The organism is Pseudoalteromonas sp. NZS11 (assembly GCF_015864765.1).
Lineage (GTDB): Bacteria > Pseudomonadota > Gammaproteobacteria > Enterobacterales > Alteromonadaceae > Pseudoalteromonas > Pseudoalteromonas arctica.
Genome location: NZ_JADYWP010000003.1, coordinates 54,943 through 73,033 on the forward strand (window position 1 = coordinate 54,943; position 18,091 = coordinate 73,033).

General features: G+C 38.7%; 17 protein-coding genes. 10 read left to right on the forward strand and 7 right to left on the reverse strand.

What is annotated here, in order from left to right; all coding sequences use genetic code 11:
• Nucleotides 1-6 precede the first annotated feature (6 nt).
• Nucleotides 7-1,377, forward strand: coding sequence for a YjiH family protein (locus tag I6E82_RS07390; RefSeq protein WP_007583911.1), 1,371 nt, complete (start codon nt 7-9; stop codon nt 1,375-1,377).
• A gap of 53 nt (nt 1,378-1,430) precedes the next feature.
• Here I6E82_RS07390 and I6E82_RS07395 read toward each other — a convergent pair whose 3' ends face one another.
• Together I6E82_RS07395 and I6E82_RS07400 are read right to left on the reverse strand one after the other, a co-directional pair.
• The gene (locus tag I6E82_RS07395; protein ID WP_007583912.1) at nt 1,431-1,577 is read right to left on the reverse strand and encodes a DUF2897 family protein; all 147 of its coding nucleotides are present in this window, start codon (nt 1,575-1,577) and stop codon (nt 1,431-1,433) included.
• A 126-nt stretch (nt 1,578-1,703) separates the two neighbouring features.
• The gene (locus I6E82_RS07400) at nt 1,704-2,240 is read right to left on the reverse strand and encodes an acyloxyacyl hydrolase (protein ID WP_002963116.1); all 537 of its coding nucleotides are present in this window, start codon (nt 2,238-2,240) and stop codon (nt 1,704-1,706) included.
• A gap of 245 nt (nt 2,241-2,485) precedes the next feature.
• On the opposite strand from I6E82_RS07400, the gene I6E82_RS07405 reads away from it, so the two are divergent.
• Together I6E82_RS07405 and I6E82_RS07410 are read left to right on the forward strand one after the other, a co-directional pair.
• The gene (locus I6E82_RS07405) at nt 2,486-3,079 is read left to right on the forward strand and encodes an MlaC/ttg2D family ABC transporter substrate-binding protein (protein WP_101163304.1); all 594 of its coding nucleotides are present in this window, start codon (nt 2,486-2,488) and stop codon (nt 3,077-3,079) included.
• Between the two features lie 230 nt (nt 3,080-3,309).
• Entirely contained in the window at nt 3,310-4,647 is a 1,338-nt protein-coding gene (locus I6E82_RS07410) for an ankyrin repeat domain-containing protein (protein ID WP_010555074.1), read from the forward strand.
• Between the two features lie 82 nt (nt 4,648-4,729).
• On the opposite strand, the gene I6E82_RS07415 is transcribed toward I6E82_RS07410, so the two are convergent.
• From I6E82_RS07415 to I6E82_RS07435, 5 genes are read right to left on the reverse strand one after another with little or no spacing between them, the layout of a single operon-like run.
• Nucleotides 4,730-5,173 carry a DUF2069 domain-containing protein gene (locus tag I6E82_RS07415; RefSeq protein ID WP_197103090.1) on the reverse strand — a complete coding sequence of 148 codons (444 nt, stop codon included), beginning with the start codon at nt 5,171-5,173 and terminating at the stop codon, nt 4,730-4,732.
• A complete protein-coding gene (gene wrbA, locus I6E82_RS07420) occupies nt 5,170-5,724 on the reverse strand; it encodes an NAD(P)H:quinone oxidoreductase (RefSeq protein WP_010555076.1) in 555 nt (184 codons plus the stop codon). Before wrbA ends, I6E82_RS07415 begins: the two co-directional genes overlap by 4 nt.
• Entirely contained in the window at nt 5,724-6,071 is a 348-nt protein-coding gene (gene arsC / locus I6E82_RS07425) for an arsenate reductase (glutaredoxin) (protein ID WP_165726302.1), read from the reverse strand. The genes wrbA and arsC overlap by 1 nt, the downstream gene beginning before the upstream one ends.
• 53 nt (nt 6,072-6,124) lie before the next feature.
• Nucleotides 6,125-7,582 (reverse strand): M48 family metalloprotease, encoded by a 1,458-nt coding sequence (locus I6E82_RS07430; RefSeq protein ID WP_007581042.1) that lies wholly within the window; start codon nt 7,580-7,582, stop codon nt 6,125-6,127.
• A gap of 1 nt (nt 7,583) precedes the next feature.
• On the reverse strand, nt 7,584-8,249 hold the full coding sequence (locus tag I6E82_RS07435) for a hypothetical protein (RefSeq protein ID WP_197117371.1): 666 nt from the start codon (nt 8,247-8,249) through the stop codon (nt 7,584-7,586).
• Nucleotides 8,250-8,394: 145 nt separating this feature from the next.
• Here I6E82_RS07435 and I6E82_RS07440 point away from each other — a divergent pair, with 145 nt between their 5' ends.
• From I6E82_RS07440 to I6E82_RS07470, 7 genes are all read left to right on the forward strand, one after another.
• A complete protein-coding gene (locus tag I6E82_RS07440) occupies nt 8,395-8,613 on the forward strand; it encodes a hypothetical protein (protein WP_197117373.1) in 219 nt (72 codons plus the stop codon).
• Nucleotides 8,606-9,682 (forward strand): AI-2E family transporter, encoded by a 1,077-nt coding sequence (locus I6E82_RS07445; RefSeq protein ID WP_197117375.1) that lies wholly within the window; start codon nt 8,606-8,608, stop codon nt 9,680-9,682. The genes I6E82_RS07440 and I6E82_RS07445 overlap by 8 nt, the downstream gene beginning before the upstream one ends.
• Nucleotides 9,683-9,817: 135 nt before the next feature.
• Nucleotides 9,818-12,073 (forward strand): aminotransferase class V-fold PLP-dependent enzyme, encoded by a 2,256-nt coding sequence (locus I6E82_RS07450; RefSeq protein ID WP_197117377.1) that lies wholly within the window; start codon nt 9,818-9,820, stop codon nt 12,071-12,073.
• A 667-nt stretch (nt 12,074-12,740) separates the two neighbouring features.
• On the forward strand, nt 12,741-14,387 hold the full coding sequence (pgi, locus tag I6E82_RS07455; protein WP_121954330.1) for a glucose-6-phosphate isomerase: 1,647 nt from the start codon (nt 12,741-12,743) through the stop codon (nt 14,385-14,387).
• Nucleotides 14,388-14,655: 268 nt separating this feature from the next.
• Nucleotides 14,656-16,128, forward strand: a complete 1,473-nt coding sequence (zwf, locus tag I6E82_RS07460) for a glucose-6-phosphate dehydrogenase (RefSeq protein WP_101163306.1) — start codon at nt 14,656-14,658, stop codon at nt 16,126-16,128.
• A gap of 2 nt (nt 16,129-16,130) precedes the next feature.
• On the forward strand, nt 16,131-16,841 hold the full coding sequence (pgl, locus tag I6E82_RS07465) for a 6-phosphogluconolactonase (RefSeq protein ID WP_007581060.1): 711 nt from the start codon (nt 16,131-16,133) through the stop codon (nt 16,839-16,841).
• A 336-nt stretch (nt 16,842-17,177) separates the two neighbouring features.
• A complete protein-coding gene (locus I6E82_RS07470) occupies nt 17,178-17,882 on the forward strand; it encodes a SapC family protein (protein ID WP_002961447.1) in 705 nt (234 codons plus the stop codon).
• The last annotated feature ends 209 nt before the right edge of the window (nt 17,883-18,091 follow it).

An 18,091-nucleotide genomic window follows, 5' to 3' on the forward strand; every position in this document is an offset into this window, starting at 1 on the left:
ATAAATATGTCTCAGCTACCTCATCGTTCACACTACACGTGGCGCACTTGGTTTACTTTTTTAGTTCCTTCGTTAATTGGTGTGTTTTTATTTATGACACCCATTAGTACCTCGCAAGGGATGACCATTCCTATTGCCGTTATGGCAAAAGCGGTTCAAGCAATGATGCTTGGCTCTGCTCAAGCAATTATTACTCTCATTATTTGTATTACAGGGGTTATTTCTGTAATTACTAAAGTGTTTAAACCCGCCGCTATATGTAACTCACCTTTATTAAAGCATTTATTTGATGTGAGCTGGACATGGCTGGTGGTGCGCTTATTTGGTATGGCGTTTGGTTTAATGACGTACTTAAGCCTAGGCAGCGAGATGATTACCTCGGCCAATACTGGCGCGCTGGTATTAAATGACTTATTGCCTGTGTTGTTTTCGGTATTTATTTTAGCGGGCTTATTACTGCCGCTATTAATTAACTTTGGTCTATTAGAGCTTGCTGGTACGTTAATGACCAAAGTAATGCGCCCTGTATTTGGTGTACCAGGTAGAAGCGCGGTTGACTGTACTGCATCGTGGTTAGGTGATGGTAGTGTGGGTATTTTGATGACTGCAAGGCAGTACGATCAAAAGCATTATACACAACGCGAAGCGGCTATTATTGGTACTACGTTTTCAGCGGTTTCAATTACGTTTAGTTTAGTGGTGCTTGGGCAAGTTAAACTTGAATACCTATTTGCACCGTTTTACGCAACGGTATGTTTAGCCGGTATTGTTGCCGCTATTATTGTACCGCGATTACCACCACTGCGCTTTAAAAAAGACTTACTGATTGATGGCACCGAGCCAGATAGAGACGCTGAAACAATTCCGGGTCATAAAACCTTATTTGGTCATTCGTTAGATGTTGCATTAGCTAAAGCAGATAACTCAACGGGTGTTAAAGGTACTATAAAAGAGGGCTTACATAACGCGCTTGATATGGTGTTTGGTGTATTGCCTGTGGTTATGGCAGTAGGTACATTTGCACTGATTATTGCTGAGCATACGCCTATATTTCAGTATTTAGGTATGCCGTTTGTGCCATTTTTAGAGTTATTACAAGTACCCGAAGCGGCAGCAGCGTCGCAAACTATTATGGTTGGTTTTGCTGATATGTTTATTCCGTCAATATTAGCAGCAGGTACAATTGAAAGTGATGTAACGCGCTTTATTATTGCCGCAATGAGTGTAACTCAGCTTATTTATATGTCTGAGGTGGGCGCACTTTTACTTGGCAGTAAAATACCGGTAAATATTTTAGAGTTATTTATTATATTTATTTTGCGAACGCTAATTACTTTACCTGTTATTGCGCTAATGGCGCATTGGTTAGTAGGCTAAATTAACGAAAATATAATTAAGCGAATCGGTATTGTTAAAAAAGCCCTGATTAATCAGGGCTTTTTTGTGTCTGTTGTATTTTTAATATTGGCGTTGGGCTTTTTAAACTCCGTTTTTGCAGAGAGTCTAATCAGCGCAATATTACCAATGACAATAGCAAAAACAACGGCGACAATAATTACAATATGCCAAGTTTGCATCGCAGTATCACTTAATATTTAGTACGTTTAAGTGTGACCGTTTTACGCTATAACAGCAATTAAATTACTCAAAACATAATCAATAACTTTAAACACAATCAATAACTTTAAACACAATCAATAACGTTAAAAGCGTCTAGCTACCGAAAGTGTTAAAAAGTTAAGCCCTGGGTTTGGCTCTTTAAAGCCTGCGTTTGAGTAGTGAATAACTCTAAGGGCAACGTTAGTGTGGCCAAAGTCGGCAACGAGCCCTATACGGTCTTCAAACTGGTAGTGAGTGCTTATGTTTTTACCGGCAAACTGCGTCTCATCAATCAGTGATACACCAATTCCTGCTTCTACATAAAATGGGGTGTTGTTAAAACTAAAGGCAGGAAATTGCAGCACAGGTGACATAGCAAGTACTAGGTTTGATTGTGTTTCATCGCCGTGGCGGTATTCCCACATGTTTACGCTGGTTTCAAAGTAAAAGCGAGCATCGCCAATAAGGTTTTGCATACTAGGTGCATGATACTGATACGCAAGCTTAACGCCGTTTACGTTACCTTCGCCTTTGAGAAAATCAACAGCATAACCATGGTTCGATTGAGCAAAAGCAAGTTTGCCAAAAAGTGAAACTACTAATGCAAAAGAGATAATAAGTGTTTTAAGTGACGTTTTCATAGGTGCCAAATGTTTGTTTGATTTAAGTTGATAACTAAATGATAAGGGCGACCTATTAACAATTACAATGAGGACAAAATGCCGGTTGTATATGGCCTGTTAATGGAGGTTTCTAACTGCTTGAATTTATTTTAGTTATTTTATTGGTGCGATTTGGGCATTAATAAGTTGCTTATTTGTGCCTTTTTTATTGCGTATAGTTCGCGTAAATTACAGCCATCTTAATCACACAGACATATACAATTATGAAACTCTTTAAACTATTCGTTTTAGCCACTGCTTTTTTTAGTAGTTCGTTATTTGCACAAACTCAGCAATCGCCAGACCAGTTACTTGAATCAGTAGCCGATAAGCTATTTGCAGACATTGGCCAAGTAAATTCAAAAGGCACAGCAAGCAAAGACGCGATGGCTGCCATTGTTGAAAAACGTTTAATGCCACATATTGATGTTAAGTTTGTGTCGTTTAAATTATTAGGTAAACACATTAAAGGCATTGAGCGCGAGCAGGCAGTTCAATTTATAGATGCAGTAGAGCATTACTTAACAGGCACATACGCTGGTGCACTAATGAAGTACACAGGTCAAAAAGTAGTATTTGAGCGTAATAACGCAAAAAGTGACTCTGAGTACGCAACAGTTAATACACAAATTATTGAGCCAAATGCGCCTACAATCGACTTAAGTTTTAAGCTTCGTTTAGGTAAAAATGATGAGTGGAAAGTATACGATATTGTTGCCGAAGGCATTTCACTATTAAGTGCTAAGCAAAAAGAGATTATTCAACGTATTTCTGAAGTGGGTTTAGATCAAGTTATTAGCGAGTTAAAAAGTAAATAGACTATTTGTCTGGCTCTGATTAAGCCCAACTCCAACCTCAAAAACGGCCAATTACTTATGTACTTGGCCGTTTTTATATTTGTAAGTAAAGGATTGTTGTTATTGCGTAATTTTGCGCTAGCAGCAAAACAAAGGTGTGCTAGAATATCGACACTTTGATTAAGCGTGGTGTCAGCTAAAAACTGATATAACTTACCACCCCCAAGCCACACTGGAGTTGTGTTGTTTTAATGGAAAATGTACTGATTTGGCCAAAGGAATACCCATTACTTATTAAAGGACTGGTAGAACAAAACGGTGCCTTTATTTTAGATGCTTTGGAAGCTTGGCCTGCTTGTCGTTCTACAAATGAAGACGATGGTGTATGCACCACCGTGTTACCGCCTATTTATTATTTGGCATGGCTAACCCCGCTAGAACCATTTGAAGAATGTTACTTTCAACATATCTCTGAATATGACGAAGACGCACAAGCGTATATTAGTGCGGTTAAAAGCCATTACTACGATAATGAATACACCCCTGAAAGCTTAGTGCTTATGCTATGCCAGCGCCTTGAAAAATACGCAAGTGTGGCTGCACAAAATACCATAGATACGCCACTGTCTTTAGTCGATTTGTTTTTTAGTAAACGCTATTTCACGTTAATTGAGCATGCGCTAAATAATAAAAGTAAACTTTCGGCAAAAGATACATTAGCCCTTTGGAAAGAAGTTGATTTTAGAGAGCGCTTAAGTGCGTTTATTCCAGAGTCTATTGCTGATTTAGATACTCTTTCTGAACTTGCCAGCGAAAAAGTGGCAGCGGGTAAAGACTATTTTACGTTGCTTACACAGGTTTCTCCTGATGTTGACTCTGTTGTACTGCTAGAAAAAGCATTATTAACGCACCTGCGTAAAAAAACAGCCAAGCAAACAATGGCAATGCGTTTTATTGAGCAAGGGGCTACAGGTGTTCTTGCTGATGAAAACAATAAAACAGCTTTTATGTGGGCCGCCGAAAAAGGCTTTGTAAATGTGGTTGAAACGCTACTTGCAAAGCAAGACAAAAAAGCGGTTGATAATTTAGGTAACACAGCACTTCATTACGCTGTATTTGCTAAAAATGAATCGTTAATGGTGCTGCTTATTAAAGCGGGCTATAACTTTAGAGCGCGCAATAAAGAAGGTTTAAGTTGTTACCGTTTGGCGGTTAGTATTAAAGCTAATAACTTAGTTAAATGCTTAGAGCGTGACTTTGGTATTAAAGAGCTTTCGCCAGAAGGGCAGTTTGATCGCATTAAAAAAGTACATGTGCTGCACGCTATTGTCACTATATTGCTGCCTTTGCAGTTGTTCTTCTTTTTTGATGAAACACTCTCTATTAAAAGTGAGCTGACGCTGAGTTTAACTATGGCGGCAGTGATTTGTTTTTTCTTTGCGACCACTTTAAAACGCTGTGCGTTATATCCACATATTAAACACCCTTGGGGCTTATTTGTGCTTAGAGGCTTTTCGTTTATTAGCTTAATTGCTCAAATAGGGTTGGCGAGCATTGTGGTGCTAGCTGCCTTAAGTGATTTGGTTTAGTCACTTTTAAACAGCTAATAAAAAACGCGCTTAAAGCAATTTAAGCGCGTTTTTTGTATTTATAACCGTTTATGGTTAAGCCTTATTTACCGTTCTCATTTGCTGCTTTTTCTTCAGCTAGTTCTTCTTTAAGCTTTCGGATTTTTAAACCTTGTTCTTGTCCGCGGTGTCTTGCGTAGTAAGTACAGCCAATAAACATTGAAGAGGCAAACACAAGCTCTAGCAATACCCAAATTAATTCATCAGGAGCGGCCCACAGCATGGTAAGTCCGTGAATAAAATACAACATTACAACAAAGTTAGCCCACGCATAAGTGTATGTATTATCTTTAATTATGCCTCTTAGCGGCAGTAGTAACGGAATAATAGGCAAAAATAAAGACACTAAACTCGCATTACCATTTAGAGGTGGCACAAAATACATCCACAGTGGAATAAGAACAAGTAAACCTACATAGCCAAATAGTGCGGCACGCTGAAACTTTACTGTAATCGGCTTTTTAGCTGGGTTGTCAGCTGTATTCATTTAAGTTTTCTCGCAATGTGAGTAAGGCGTTTACCAACGCTTTGGCATATTTTAATTTCGTCTTTGCTTAGCTGTGCACTATTAGCGCTGCCAGCAACGTGTGTTGCACCGTATGGTGTTCCACCTGTTTGTGTTGCAAGTAGTTCGGGTACATCGTACGGCACGCCCAGTAGCATCATACCGTGGTGTAATAGTGGCAGAGATAAGTTAAGTAAGGTTGCTTCATTACCACCATGCATACTGCTTGATGACGAAAACACACACGCTGGCTTATCTATTAACTGACCTTTTAACCACAAGTCGCTGGTGGTTTCCCAAAAGCTTTTAGCTTGGGAGGCCATCATGCCAAATCGGGTTGGTGTACCAAATGCCAAACCATCACAATTTATTAAGTCATCTTTGGTGATCACAATGTCGTGTGCATTTTTAGCCACAAAAGTACGAAGTAGTGCACTAGCACCTTGTTGCTCTATCGACTCTGCTATTTCGTGAGCCATTGCTTCAACTGAGCCATGGCTTGAGTGATAAAGCACCACTATGGTTGCACTCATTATAAAACGCTTAGTACGTTTTCTGGTGGACGACCAATCGCTGCTTTATTGTTATTCACTACAATAGGGCGTTCAATTAGTTTTGGATTTTGTACCATGGCATCTATTAATGCTGATTCACTGCTTTCATCTTTTAAATTAAGTGCTTTGTAGTCATCTTCTTTTGTGCGCATTAATTCACGTACGGATGAAAAACCAAGTTGGATTACAAGCGTTGAAATTTGCTCGTGTGTAAGAGGCGTTTTTAAATACTCTACAATACTTGGCTCTATTGCTTTACTTTGCAGTAGTGCTAGCGTTTCGCGTGATTTAGAACAACGAGGGTTGTGGTAAATAGTAACAGACATAAAATGATTCCAAAGTGTGAATTGCGTCTATTTTAGGGTAAGCGCTTGCAGACTTAAAGTCTTGCAAGCTCTTTTTGTAAAAGTCGATACTGGGTAAGTAGTGCTTTTAAACGTTGTTGCTTTACAAGTTGAGTAGGCTCTACAAAGTTTAGTGCTTTTTGTACTTCGTCTGCGGCTTTTAAATAAGCACCATATTGCGCTAATACATCGGCGTTAGCTTCGTGATAAGAGGCTAATTTATCTTGTTTTTTATACGCGTCTGCAAGGAGTTGTTTGCCTAAGTTATGATCTGGCTTTTCGAGTAAAAAACTCTTTAAAATATTTTCAGCAAGCTCATATTGTTCAGCTTCAAGTGCTGAGTTGGCATAGTTAAGTGTAATTACCTGATTATTAGGGCGATACTGATTTAAGTCGGCTAAAAACTTAACGGCTTCATCTGCCTTTTTTTGTGCAATAAGTAAATCGGTATGGGTATCTATATAAAATAGGTTTTTAGGATCGTTTTTTAAAAGCTCGTCTAATATTGGTGCTGCTTCATCAAGCTTTTTTTGATCAAGCAAGCTTATGGCTAAGCCATACTTTAATGCAGTGTTGTTGTAGGTGTTTTCGCGCAGTAGTTTTCTAAATAGATCTTCTGCGTTTTCTGGTTTGTTGTCATAGCGGGCAAGCACTCGACTTTTTGCTAAATTAAACTCAAGGCTCGCATTCATAAGACGCACAGGAAATTGCTCTGCACGCAAACGTACATCAGATACTCGGCTCTCTGGTAATGGGTGAGTTAGCAAAAATGCCGGTGGCTTGTATTTATAGCGAATTTGCGCTGCAAGTTTAGTTAAAAACTCACTCGATGCACGGGGATCAAATCCTGCATTATTAAGTGTTTGCATGCCTATGCGGTCAGCTTCTTGCTCAGCTGAGCGGCTATGCGTTAACTGACTAAAAGCAGATTGTGTTTGGCTGGCAGATATAATGGCAATACCCGCGTCGGGTGCAACAACGGTTGCTAATATACCTGCAATCATACCGGCAATGGTCAGCGCGCTGTTATCTTGTTGCTGCTGTATTCTACGTGCTAAGTGGCGCTGTGTTACGTGAGCAATTTCGTGACCAAGTACCGAAGCAAACTGGCTCTCGTTATCGGCTTGAGCTATTAACCCTGTATGCACGCCTACATGGCCACCGTAAAAGGCGAAGGCATTTATTTCCGAGTTATTTATCCAAAAAAACGAAAACGGAAAACGTACATCGTTAGCATTAGCAACAAGTTTACGGCCAATAGTCGTGAGGTATTCATCTAGCACAGGATCGTTTATAACTGGCGATGAACCTCGTATTTGCATCATCATTACTTCGCCAATAGCTTGTTCTTTTTCAAGTGGCAGTGCTTGTAATGCAGATGTTCCTAAATCAGGAAGTGTGAAATTGGTTTGCGCTTTTAAAGGTTCGCTTACTAATAAGCTAAACGTAAGCGCGGCACTGCATAAAGTGATAAATGCTGATTTTAGCTGCATTTTATTCCTTGTTAATTTGTTCGCCAATTGCAATTTTGGCTATGTCTATTTCGTCACTGCTTGCACGGCTGTCTTTTTCGCACAATTGGTATAGTTCTTTTATTGTGACTCCATCAAGCTTTACAACGTTCAATTCTCGCTGCAAAAAAGTAATAATTTTATGTACTACTTTATGTGCATGTAAAATAATGGCTTTATCTGCTTTGTCGCCCTGTTCAAAATAAAAGCCAATAAACTTATGTAACTGACTTATTCTGATCAGGTTTTTCATTGAATGTGGATCCCACACTCTAAACTCCATAAAGCGATTATTTTTTATGTATTGGTCAACAATAACATCTTTAGCATAAGGCTGTGCCCATAGCTCAAAGCCTCTGTCGGTAAAAACTTGGTACAGCGCAATACGTGGCTTATGTTTAGTGTGTATTACACCAAGGCTGTCTTCATGGCCTTCTAATAAATCTAAGTTCCAATTGCGTTTATCTATAAGTTGTTTAACTGCATTATCGAATCCATGATCTAAAATCCCTTCAGATTCGCTTATTGATGAGGCAACAAGGTGATAAAAAGGAGGTAGTTCGCCCCAATTAATTTGCTTTTTAAACCAATTAATCTCTTTGAGTGTTGGATTACTGGGTAGTTGCGCTTTATTATGCGTGCCAGGCATTAACTTATCCTTACTGCTAGTTATGTTATAAGGATAAACTATTGCAGGTATTGTTTTAACAAAAAGTTACAACGGTTTGGGTATATAAGTATATTGACCGTAAATATGCGACTTATTATTCATTTACTATACGGATAAAATAGTTATGGTAGAGCGCGATTTAAAAGAGTTTAAATGCCCTCAGCAATTTGTGCAGTTTAAACTTGCGCTACGAAGTGCGCAATCTTCAAAACAACGTATCACTTTTAGTCTTAAAAAAGGTGAAAGTGCGAACGATATTGAACGTTTTTTGCAAAAAAATGCTTATAGTTACAATTTTGATAAACAACGTGGGTTGTTATTAGTGGAGCCATTACATGTTTGAATACGTAAAAACATGGTACGAAAGGAAGTTCTCGGATCCTCATTCGTCTACCTTATTATTTTTATTATTAGCCTCAGTGGCCTTACTTTACTTTTTTGGCTCGTTAATTGTTCCTGTGCTTGTAGCATTGGTTATTGCTTATTTACTTGATTGGCCGGTTGTTCATTTAGAGCGCGTTGGCTTAAAACGTTTTACTGCAACGATTATTGTAATGTTGATATTTATTAGCATTATGCTCACCCTTATTTTGGTTATTGGCCCAGTGCTTTGGAAGCAAACCAGTAACTTAGTGCAAGAAACCCCGCATATGTTAGAACAAGGGAAGTCTTATTTAATGGCTTTACCTGAACAATACCCAAGTTTAATTAACATAGATCAAGTACAAGCTATTGTTGCAACGGTAGAAGCTAAAATCATTGAATTTGGTCAAACTGTATTGTCGTTTTCACTTACGTCATTAAAAGATGTTGTTGCGTGGCTTATATATTTAGTACTTGTGCCGTTACTGGTGTTTTTTATGCTTAAAGATAAGCTGGAGCTAACGGGGAGCATTGCTAAACTGATCCCGCAGCAACGACGCTTAATTTTGCAAGTGTGGCACGAAATGAATCAACAAATTATGAATTACATTCGCGGTAAAGTGTTTGAAATTTTAATTGTTGGTGGTGTGTCTTTTATTGCATTTACTGTTTTAGATTTACGCTACGCCGCACTACTTGGTGTGCTTGTTGGCTTGTCGGTATTAATTCCATTTATTGGCGCGGCACTCGTCACTATTCCGGTAGCGGCAGTTGCGCTGTTTCAGTTTGGATTAGAAACACAGTTTTGGACCATTTTAATTATTTACGGAATTATTCAGGCGCTTGATGGCAACGTGCTTGTGCCACTGCTGTTTTCTGAGGCGGTTGATCTAAATCCGGTATTTATAATTGTCGCGGTATTATTTTTTGGTGGCTTGTGGGGATTTTGGGGCGTATTTTTTGCCATCCCGTTGGCTTCATTAGTAAAAGCGCTAATAACAGCTTGGTCGTCAACGCATGAAGAGATAAGTAAAGATCTCAGTGAATAATTAAGTAAACAGACTTTTAGTCTAAAAAAGCATAGTAAACGCACCTCTAGTGCTAATTGATTATTACTCATTACCTGTAAATTTATGTACTATTGGTAATAAGATATATTTTTTAGTAATAAGATGCGTTTTTTAATGTCTGAGTTTTTATTGCACGATGAGCCAGTAAAACAAGTTTACCTTGATGCAAACGCAACGACCCCTGTGTTGCCTTGTATTGCTGATGTTGTTTCTCATACCATGCAAATATGTTTTGGTAATCCTTCAAGTCCGCACATTACAGGTATACAAGCCAAGCATTTATTAGAACAAACACGTCAAAAAGCACACACAGTTATTGGCGCAAGTAATGGCGATATTTTATTTACCTCTGGCGCAACAGAAGGCATTCAAACTGCGGTGGTTTCTACGTTAATTGATGCTAAAAAACACCCGATTAAAAACCCCGTATTGTTATATGGCGCTACTGAGCACAAAGCGGTGCCAAATACACTTAAGCACTGGAATAGCGTACTTGACGTTAATGCTGAGGTGCTTGCTATTCCGGTTGATAGTAACGGTATTTTAGATTTAGATTTTATAGCTAAACATATAGATAACGCTTTGATGATTTGCACCATGGCCGTTAATAACGAAACCGGTGTATATCAAGATTTACCTGCTATTGAGCAGGTAATTCGTAGCCGTAATAAAAATGTATCGTGGATGGTGGATTGCGTGCAGGCGCTCGGTAAACAAGCGCTCGCGCTGAGTGATACAACAATAGACTACGCACCTTTTTCGGGGCATAAGCTTTATGCACCTAAAGGTATTGGTTTTTTATATATTCGTAGTGGCAGTGCGTACACACCTTTTATAGCGGGTGGCGGTCAAGAAAGTGGAATGCGCTCAGGCACCGAAAATCTACCCGGTATTGCAGGGTTAAATAAGCTATTTAGTATGTTGCTTGATAAATCAGACGAAACATTTAAATCAGTTAGTGTACTTAACTCTTATCGAAGCCAGTTACAAAACGCGATAAAAGACACCTTTGGCGATATTACATTCAACCATGATTTTGCTTATAGCGTACCTACCACACTTAACTTTGCTGTTAACGATTTAACGAGCAAAGAGGTGATTGATTTATTTGATGCTGCGGGCATTCGCGTAAGTGGAGGCTCGGCTTGCAGTACAGGTGCATCAACAAGTTTTGTTTTAGATGCAATGGGGGCAAGTAAGTGGCAAAGCGAAAACGCGATTAGGCTATCGTTTGGACCGGCTGCAACACAACATGATATTGATGATGCTTGTGTGCGTATTCGCGCTCTAAAAGCAATATTACAGGCAAACTGTTTAATCGTGTCAGACAGTACCACACCACAACAAGAAGTATGCGCACTGGGCCTTACTCAATTTAGACATCAAGGTGCATGTAGTTGGCTTTATGTGAGCGATGATAAACACGCAGTTATAATTGATCCGATTATTGAGCTTATTCCGCGCTTTGAAAAAATAGCTAATACACAAAACTTAACTATATCGGCGGTGCTTAATACTCATCTGCATCAAGAGAGAGAGTCAGCGGCTAATTTACTAACCAGCGTTCTTGCATCAAGAGTTATAAAAGGTGAGGTTGATTCGCTAGGTTGGCCGCTAAATACAGCAAGTATTAACTTGGCAAACGACGTACTTGAAAAAGTAGTTACACCTGGGCACAGCAAAGACAGTGTAAGTTATTTATTAAAAAACAGTAATGGCGAAACGCGTTACTGTTTTTGTGGTGATTTAATACTGCCTGCAGGGCTTGGCAATACATCGCTTATAGGTGGGGATGCAAAAGCAATGGCACGCTCTATTTTAGCAATGAGCGAGCAACTTAATAGCACCAGCATTATTTGCTCAGGGCACGACTACCAACAATGTTTTGCCATGAACTGGGCTGTACAGCAAAACCAAACGCCATTACTTGATGCGTTAGTGAGCGGCAGTATTTCAGTTGATGAATTTGCAATACAAAAACAGCAGTACGACGCTTCAAAACAAGTAGATAACACGCAATTGTGTGGTTATGTAAATGCGTTACCTGAGGTTGATACACAGCAATTAAATTTTGATGACGCTAAAGTAATGTTAAACACCAGCGATACATATTTAATAGATACTCGTGAGCCGTATGAGCATGGAGCAAATAATGTTGCTCAGTTATTTAATACGCTAGATGAAAAAACATTAAATATACCACTTAGCAGAATGGCAAATGCGGTATTTGAAGGGCAATTAAACAAAAATAACAAGTACATTTTATTATGCCGTAGTGGTAACCGCTCAAAAATTGCTGCAACTAATTTAATGCAACTAGGATACAAAACGGTTTATAACCTAAGTGGCGGGTTAGCGCTTAGTAATTAAACAAAGATTGTAATTTATACAAAATCGGCTTTAGGGCCGATTTTTTTGTTTTTAAGGTTTATTTGCTCGCAAGGTAAACAAACCCTAGGGCCTGTTGACCTTTCAGGATTAAAATTTGTTCAATCTAGGGGCTATTTAATCGCGGCGTGAGGTTTGTAACCTAGTGGGCTAAGTAAAAACCGAGTAACAAAGAGTAAATTGCCCCTAGGCAGAACCCTTCGGGCAGCGCATGTTTGGCATTTATTCCACGTTATCGCCTATTTATGGGGAATAACCACACTACATAGGCTCTGCCTTGCCTAAATGCCAAACACACTGCTGCAAATTTAACTTCGAAAGATAAACAGGCCCTAATAATTAGTGAATAACTATAAAAAGTAATTATTGTGCTGATAAAAATTCATTAATATTTCATTTTGATTGATTAAGCTATCCCGTTGCCTTTAAAATTGCGGGTAAATTAATTTATAAAATTTTTATGATACCGGTGTCAAAAGCTAAAAATTGCGTTATCATCGGCATCTAAAATTATAAAAACAGCACTTTTTTTGCATTTTTAGTTATACTATCGGCGCTTTATTTTAGTGTAAAGAAGCAGTGTTAAGAGTTTTGCTTTTATAAAAAACATTTTTAAATCAATTGATTGAAAAAACTAGAGGATATTTCCATGTCTAACCGAACGCAACTAGCAAGTTGGCAAGCACTAGAACAAAGTGCAGCTAAGATGAAACAAACACATCTGAAAACGTTATTTGCACAAGATGACACGCGCTTTTCTCAGTTTTCGACTCAAGTACCTGGCGTATTATTCGACTATTCTAAGCAACTTATTGATAACGATGTTTTTGCTAACTTAATGTCGCTTGCTAAAGAATGCGATATTGCATCGTGGCGCGATAAAATGTTTAGCGGTGAAAAAATAAATATCACCGAGGATCGCTCAGTACTACATACGGCACTTCGTAATCGTGCTCACACTCCATTAATCGTTGATGGCGAAAACGTGACACAAGCCGTAGACAACGAATTAGCTAAAATTAAAGTGTTTGTAGAAAAAGTCCGTAGCGGTAAATGGTTAGGCTATACCGGTAAAGCGGTAAAAGATGTTGTAAGTATTGGTGTAGGTGGTTCTAACCTTGGCCCACAAATGGCAACCGAGGCATTAAAAGCACTTGCTGATGATACGTTAAATGTTCATTACGTATCTAATGCTGACGGTGTACAAATTTCGTCTATATTGAAAGCCATTGACCCTGAAACAACATTATTTGTTATTTCGTCAAAAACATTTACTACGTCAGAAACTATGACAAACGCTAAAACAGCGGTTGATTGGTTTTTACAAACAACAAAAGATGAAAGTACAATTGCAAAGCACTTTGTTGCAGTAAGTACAAATTTAGAAAAAACGGCAGCTTTTGGTATCAGCGACGAAAACGTATTCACTATGTGGGATTGGGTTGGCGGTCGCTTTTCACTTTGGAGTGCGATAGGCTTACCAATTGCTTTATATTTAGGCTACGACGCCTTTGAAGCAATTTTAGAAGGTGCGTTTGAAATAGACGAGCACTTTAAATCTGCGCCGTTTGAGCAAAATATACCATTAATTATGGCATTGCTTAGTGTATGGAATACGAGCTTTTTAGGCTACACAGCGCAAGCTATATTACCGTACGACCAAGCACTGCATATGTTGCCTGCGTATTTACAGCAAGGCGAAATGGAAAGTAACGGTAAACACGTTAACTTTGCAGGCGAAACGGTACCTTATACTACAGTTCCAATTATTTGGGGCATGACGGGTATTAATGGTCAGCACGCGTTTTATCAGTGTTTACACCAAGGTAATGTAATTGTACCTGCAGATTTTATTGCATCAGTTAAGCCACAAGTGAATGTTGATAAGCATCACGATATTTTATTATCAAACTTCTTTGCACAAACAGAAGCGATGATGAGTGGTGTAGATGCAGCGCAAGTTACCGCTGACTTAACCGCTAAGGGTAAATCGCAAGCAGAGATTGATGAGTTATTAAATCATAAAATTCATCAAGGCAATCGTCCTACAACGTCTATGCTATTAGATACAGTAGATGCTAAAACAGTGGGCCGTTTAATTGCACTGTATGAGCATAAGATATTTTGCCAAGGCATTATTTTAGAAATATGTTCGTTTGACCAATGGGGTGTAGAGCTGGGTAAAGGTTTAGCATCTAAAATTGAGAGTGAACTCACTGATGAAAGCGTTAAACACGCTCATGATAGTTCGACAAACGGCTTAATGGCGTACTACAAACAAAACCGTACGCAGTAAAAAATTCGCTTACGCAAGTAAGTAAACCGAGTACCTTTGAACGGGTAGCGCTGGAGTGCTTAGGGTCTGTATTTTTGTGAGAGGAGATACAGGGCCCCTAAGGCTCATTTAATAAGCGCAATGATAAAAATAATAATAAATCATCGATACAGAACAATTCAGCAGGCTTTTATTTAAATACAGCTATAAAAGCCATCTAATCTAGCAATAAATAGGCATACCCGCGCATTTATAAAGTGTACTGGGTATCACAACGTAGAGAGTAACTATGCTTAATCCTTTTGATATTATAATTTTTGGGGGCGGTGGTGATCTTGCGTTACGCAAATTGCTACCTGCAATGTACAGAGCATATCAAGAAGGTAACTTACCTGAAGGCTCACGTATCCTACCAACAGTGCGCGAAGAATCGAAACGTGCTGAATACATAGAAACAGCGCATAAAGCATTACAAGAATTTTTAAGCAAAGGTGAGTTTAACGCTAAAGATTGGAAAGCATTTTCTACTTTTTTAGTGCCAGTGGTAAGTAATGTTACAGAAGCAGATGACAACTGGGATGTGCTAAAAGGCATTTTAGATGAGCACGAAAGCACTAAGTCTCGTGTGTTTTATTTATCGCTTCCGCCTGCTGTTTACGGCACATGTTGTGAAATATTATCGACTAAAGGTTTAATTACACCTACATCACGCGTTGTTGTTGAAAAGCCTATTGGTTATTGCGGTGATTCTGCTGAAGCAATTAATGGAAAAATTGCAGAATTTTTTAATGAAGAGCAAATTTTCCGTATTGACCATTACTTAGGTAAAGAAACAGTACAAAACTTGATGGCGCTGCGTTTTTCAAACTCATTGTTTGAAAATATGTGGGATGCTAAATCTATTGATAACATCCAAATTAGCTTATCAGAAACTGTTGGTCTTGAAAGCCGTGCTGGTTTTTACGATAAAGCCGGTGCACTTCGTGACATGGTTCAAAACCATTTATTACAACTACTTTGTTTAGTTGCAATGGAGTCGCCTAATAAACTCAACGCTAACAGTATTCGTAACGAAAAATTAAAAGTATTAGAAGCACTTCGCCCACTAGTAGGTGGTGATGTTGATGAAAATATTGTTCGTGGTCAATACGTACCAGGTGACTTAAACGGTAAAATTGTACCGGGTTACTTAGAAGAGCTAAATGAAGGTTCTAGTAAAACAGAAACGTTTGTAGCTATTCGTGCACATATTGATAACTGGCGCTGGGCGGGTGTTCCATTTTACCTTCGTACGGGTAAACGTATGGCTAAGCGCTGTGCAGAAATTGTGGTTGAATACAAAAAAGTATCTCACAATATCTACGAAGATAACGTGGGTAATATCGAGCCAAATCGTCTTGTTATTCGTTTGCAGCCAGAGGAAACAATTCAACTAACGCTTATGTCTAAGCGTCTTGATAACCTTCAAATGCAACTTGAACCAGTAACAATGAATATTGAGCTTTCACAAGCTTACAGCAATGGTTTTCACTCAGATGCGTACAAGCGTTTAATGCTTGATGCCGCTGCAAATAACCCATCATTATTTATTCACCGTGATGAAGTTCGTCAAGCGTGGAAATGGATTGATCCAATCATTGACCGTTGGCAAGACAAAGGCAAGCCTGCACTTTACCGTGCTGGTAGCTGGGGTCCTGAGGATGCTGATGAATTATTGGCAGAAAAAAGCCACGTGTGGTTTAACACAGGCGATAAGGTATAAGCATGGCAACACTAGTTGAAAAATTTTTTGACGATAAAGACGCGTTAACAGCTGAGCTTTCTGCAACGCTTGAGCAATCACTACGTGATGGTATTAAAAACGATGGCCGTGCTGTATTAATGGTGTCGGGTGGCTCGTCTCCTGCGCCCGCTTATAAGCATTTATCAACGCTTGATTTAGATTGGCAACATGTTGATGTTGCTATGGTTGATGAACGCTGGGTAGACCCAAGCCATGAAAAAAGTAACGAAGCATTTATTAAAAGCACGTTATTACAAAATTTTGGCAGTGCTGCAAACTTTATAACCATGAAAAACGATGCTGCAACCGCGCAGCAAGGCAGTGAAGTGTGTGAAGCCGCTTACAGTGCTTTAAAAGCGCCATACGATGTAACTATTCTAGGCATGGGCCCAGATGGCCATACTGCGTCGTTATTCCCAAATGCAGAAGGTTTAGAGCACGGTTTAACAACTGAGCAAACAGTATGTGCAATTAATGCGATACAAAGTGATGTGACGGGTAGTATTACTGAGCGAATGACGCTTACGTTAAATGCCATTGCGCAATCTAAAGTGGTTAAGCTTTTAATTAGCGGTGAAGAAAAACTCGCTGTTTATAAGCAAGCAAAAGCGGGCGGCGATGTTAATGACATGCCACTTCGCGCTGTGCTTAATCACCCAAGTATAAATATTGAAGTATATTGGGCGCCTTAATTTAGGTGCTAATTTAACTTTTAAAGGCCGCTTATATAAGCGGCCTTTTTTATTTGCTCAAATTTAAGCCTAAACACTGCAAAAAAACAGTCCTGAACTGTTAACCAATGTTAATGAATAACTTTGGTTTGTATTAAAATCAACCATGAAGTGTGTTGTTTTTGAACAAAATTTATGAGTTTGAGCTGTATGTTTTTTAGCAACGTTCAGATTTAGTTAAATTTTATTTTTTCATGGTCGTTGTCATAAAAGTTTCCCTTCCTTTTTTAGCTCAAAAGCATTAGCCTAAAGGTATTAACAATGAAACATATAAATTAAAATAAACGGAGCAGTAACATGGCGGAGCAACAAGTACAGCCTTTACACAACGAAAAACATGCCAACACTAAAATTCAAAACGGCATCAATGTAGAATTCATGAAAACTCAACATTTAGTGCCAGTAGTTGCACATGAGTTTGCACGCGTAGCAAACGAGTTTCCAATGTCATTCGTTAAAAACAACGAAAGCGGCACTTTTCAAGCTGTTGCTATGTTTGGCTTAGAGCCAGGCGAAAACCTTTTTGTAGAAGATGGTAAATGGACTGCAGCATTTGCACCTATGGCATCTACTCGTTACCCACTGGGCTTAGTTAAACACCCAGATCAAGATCAATACGGTATCGTAATTGACGAAGCAAGTGCGCTTGTTGGTGAAGACGAAGGTAATGCATTATTTGAAAACGGCGAAGAAACAGATTACCTAAAACGTCGTAAAGAAGCGCTTGTATCTTTTATTGAGTTTTCTCAAGTAACTGAAGCGTTCACTAAATTCCTTGCTGATAAAGAGCTACTAATTGCGCAAACGCTAACAGTAGACATTAAAGGCGAGAAAAAAGACATCAACGGTATTTACCTTATCGATGAGAAAAAGCTAAATGAGTTAAGCGATGCTGATTTCTTAGAGCTTCGTAAACGTGGTTACTTAGCACCAATTTATTCTTTCTTAACGTCTACTCATCAAGTAGCACGTTTAGCGCGTTTAAAAGCTAAACAAGCTTAATTATACCAATTGCATTAAATTAGTGATCTATTATAGCGATAAGAAAATGGCTCAATAACAAGGCTAAAATTATGATACATAGTTGTTCTATATAAATAATTTTCAACGTAGTTAGTGAGCTATTTAATACGCTAGAATGATCATGTTTTTAATAAAATTGGTATTACAAACACGTAAAATTTAAAAAAGCGCCTTAAGGCGCTTTTTTT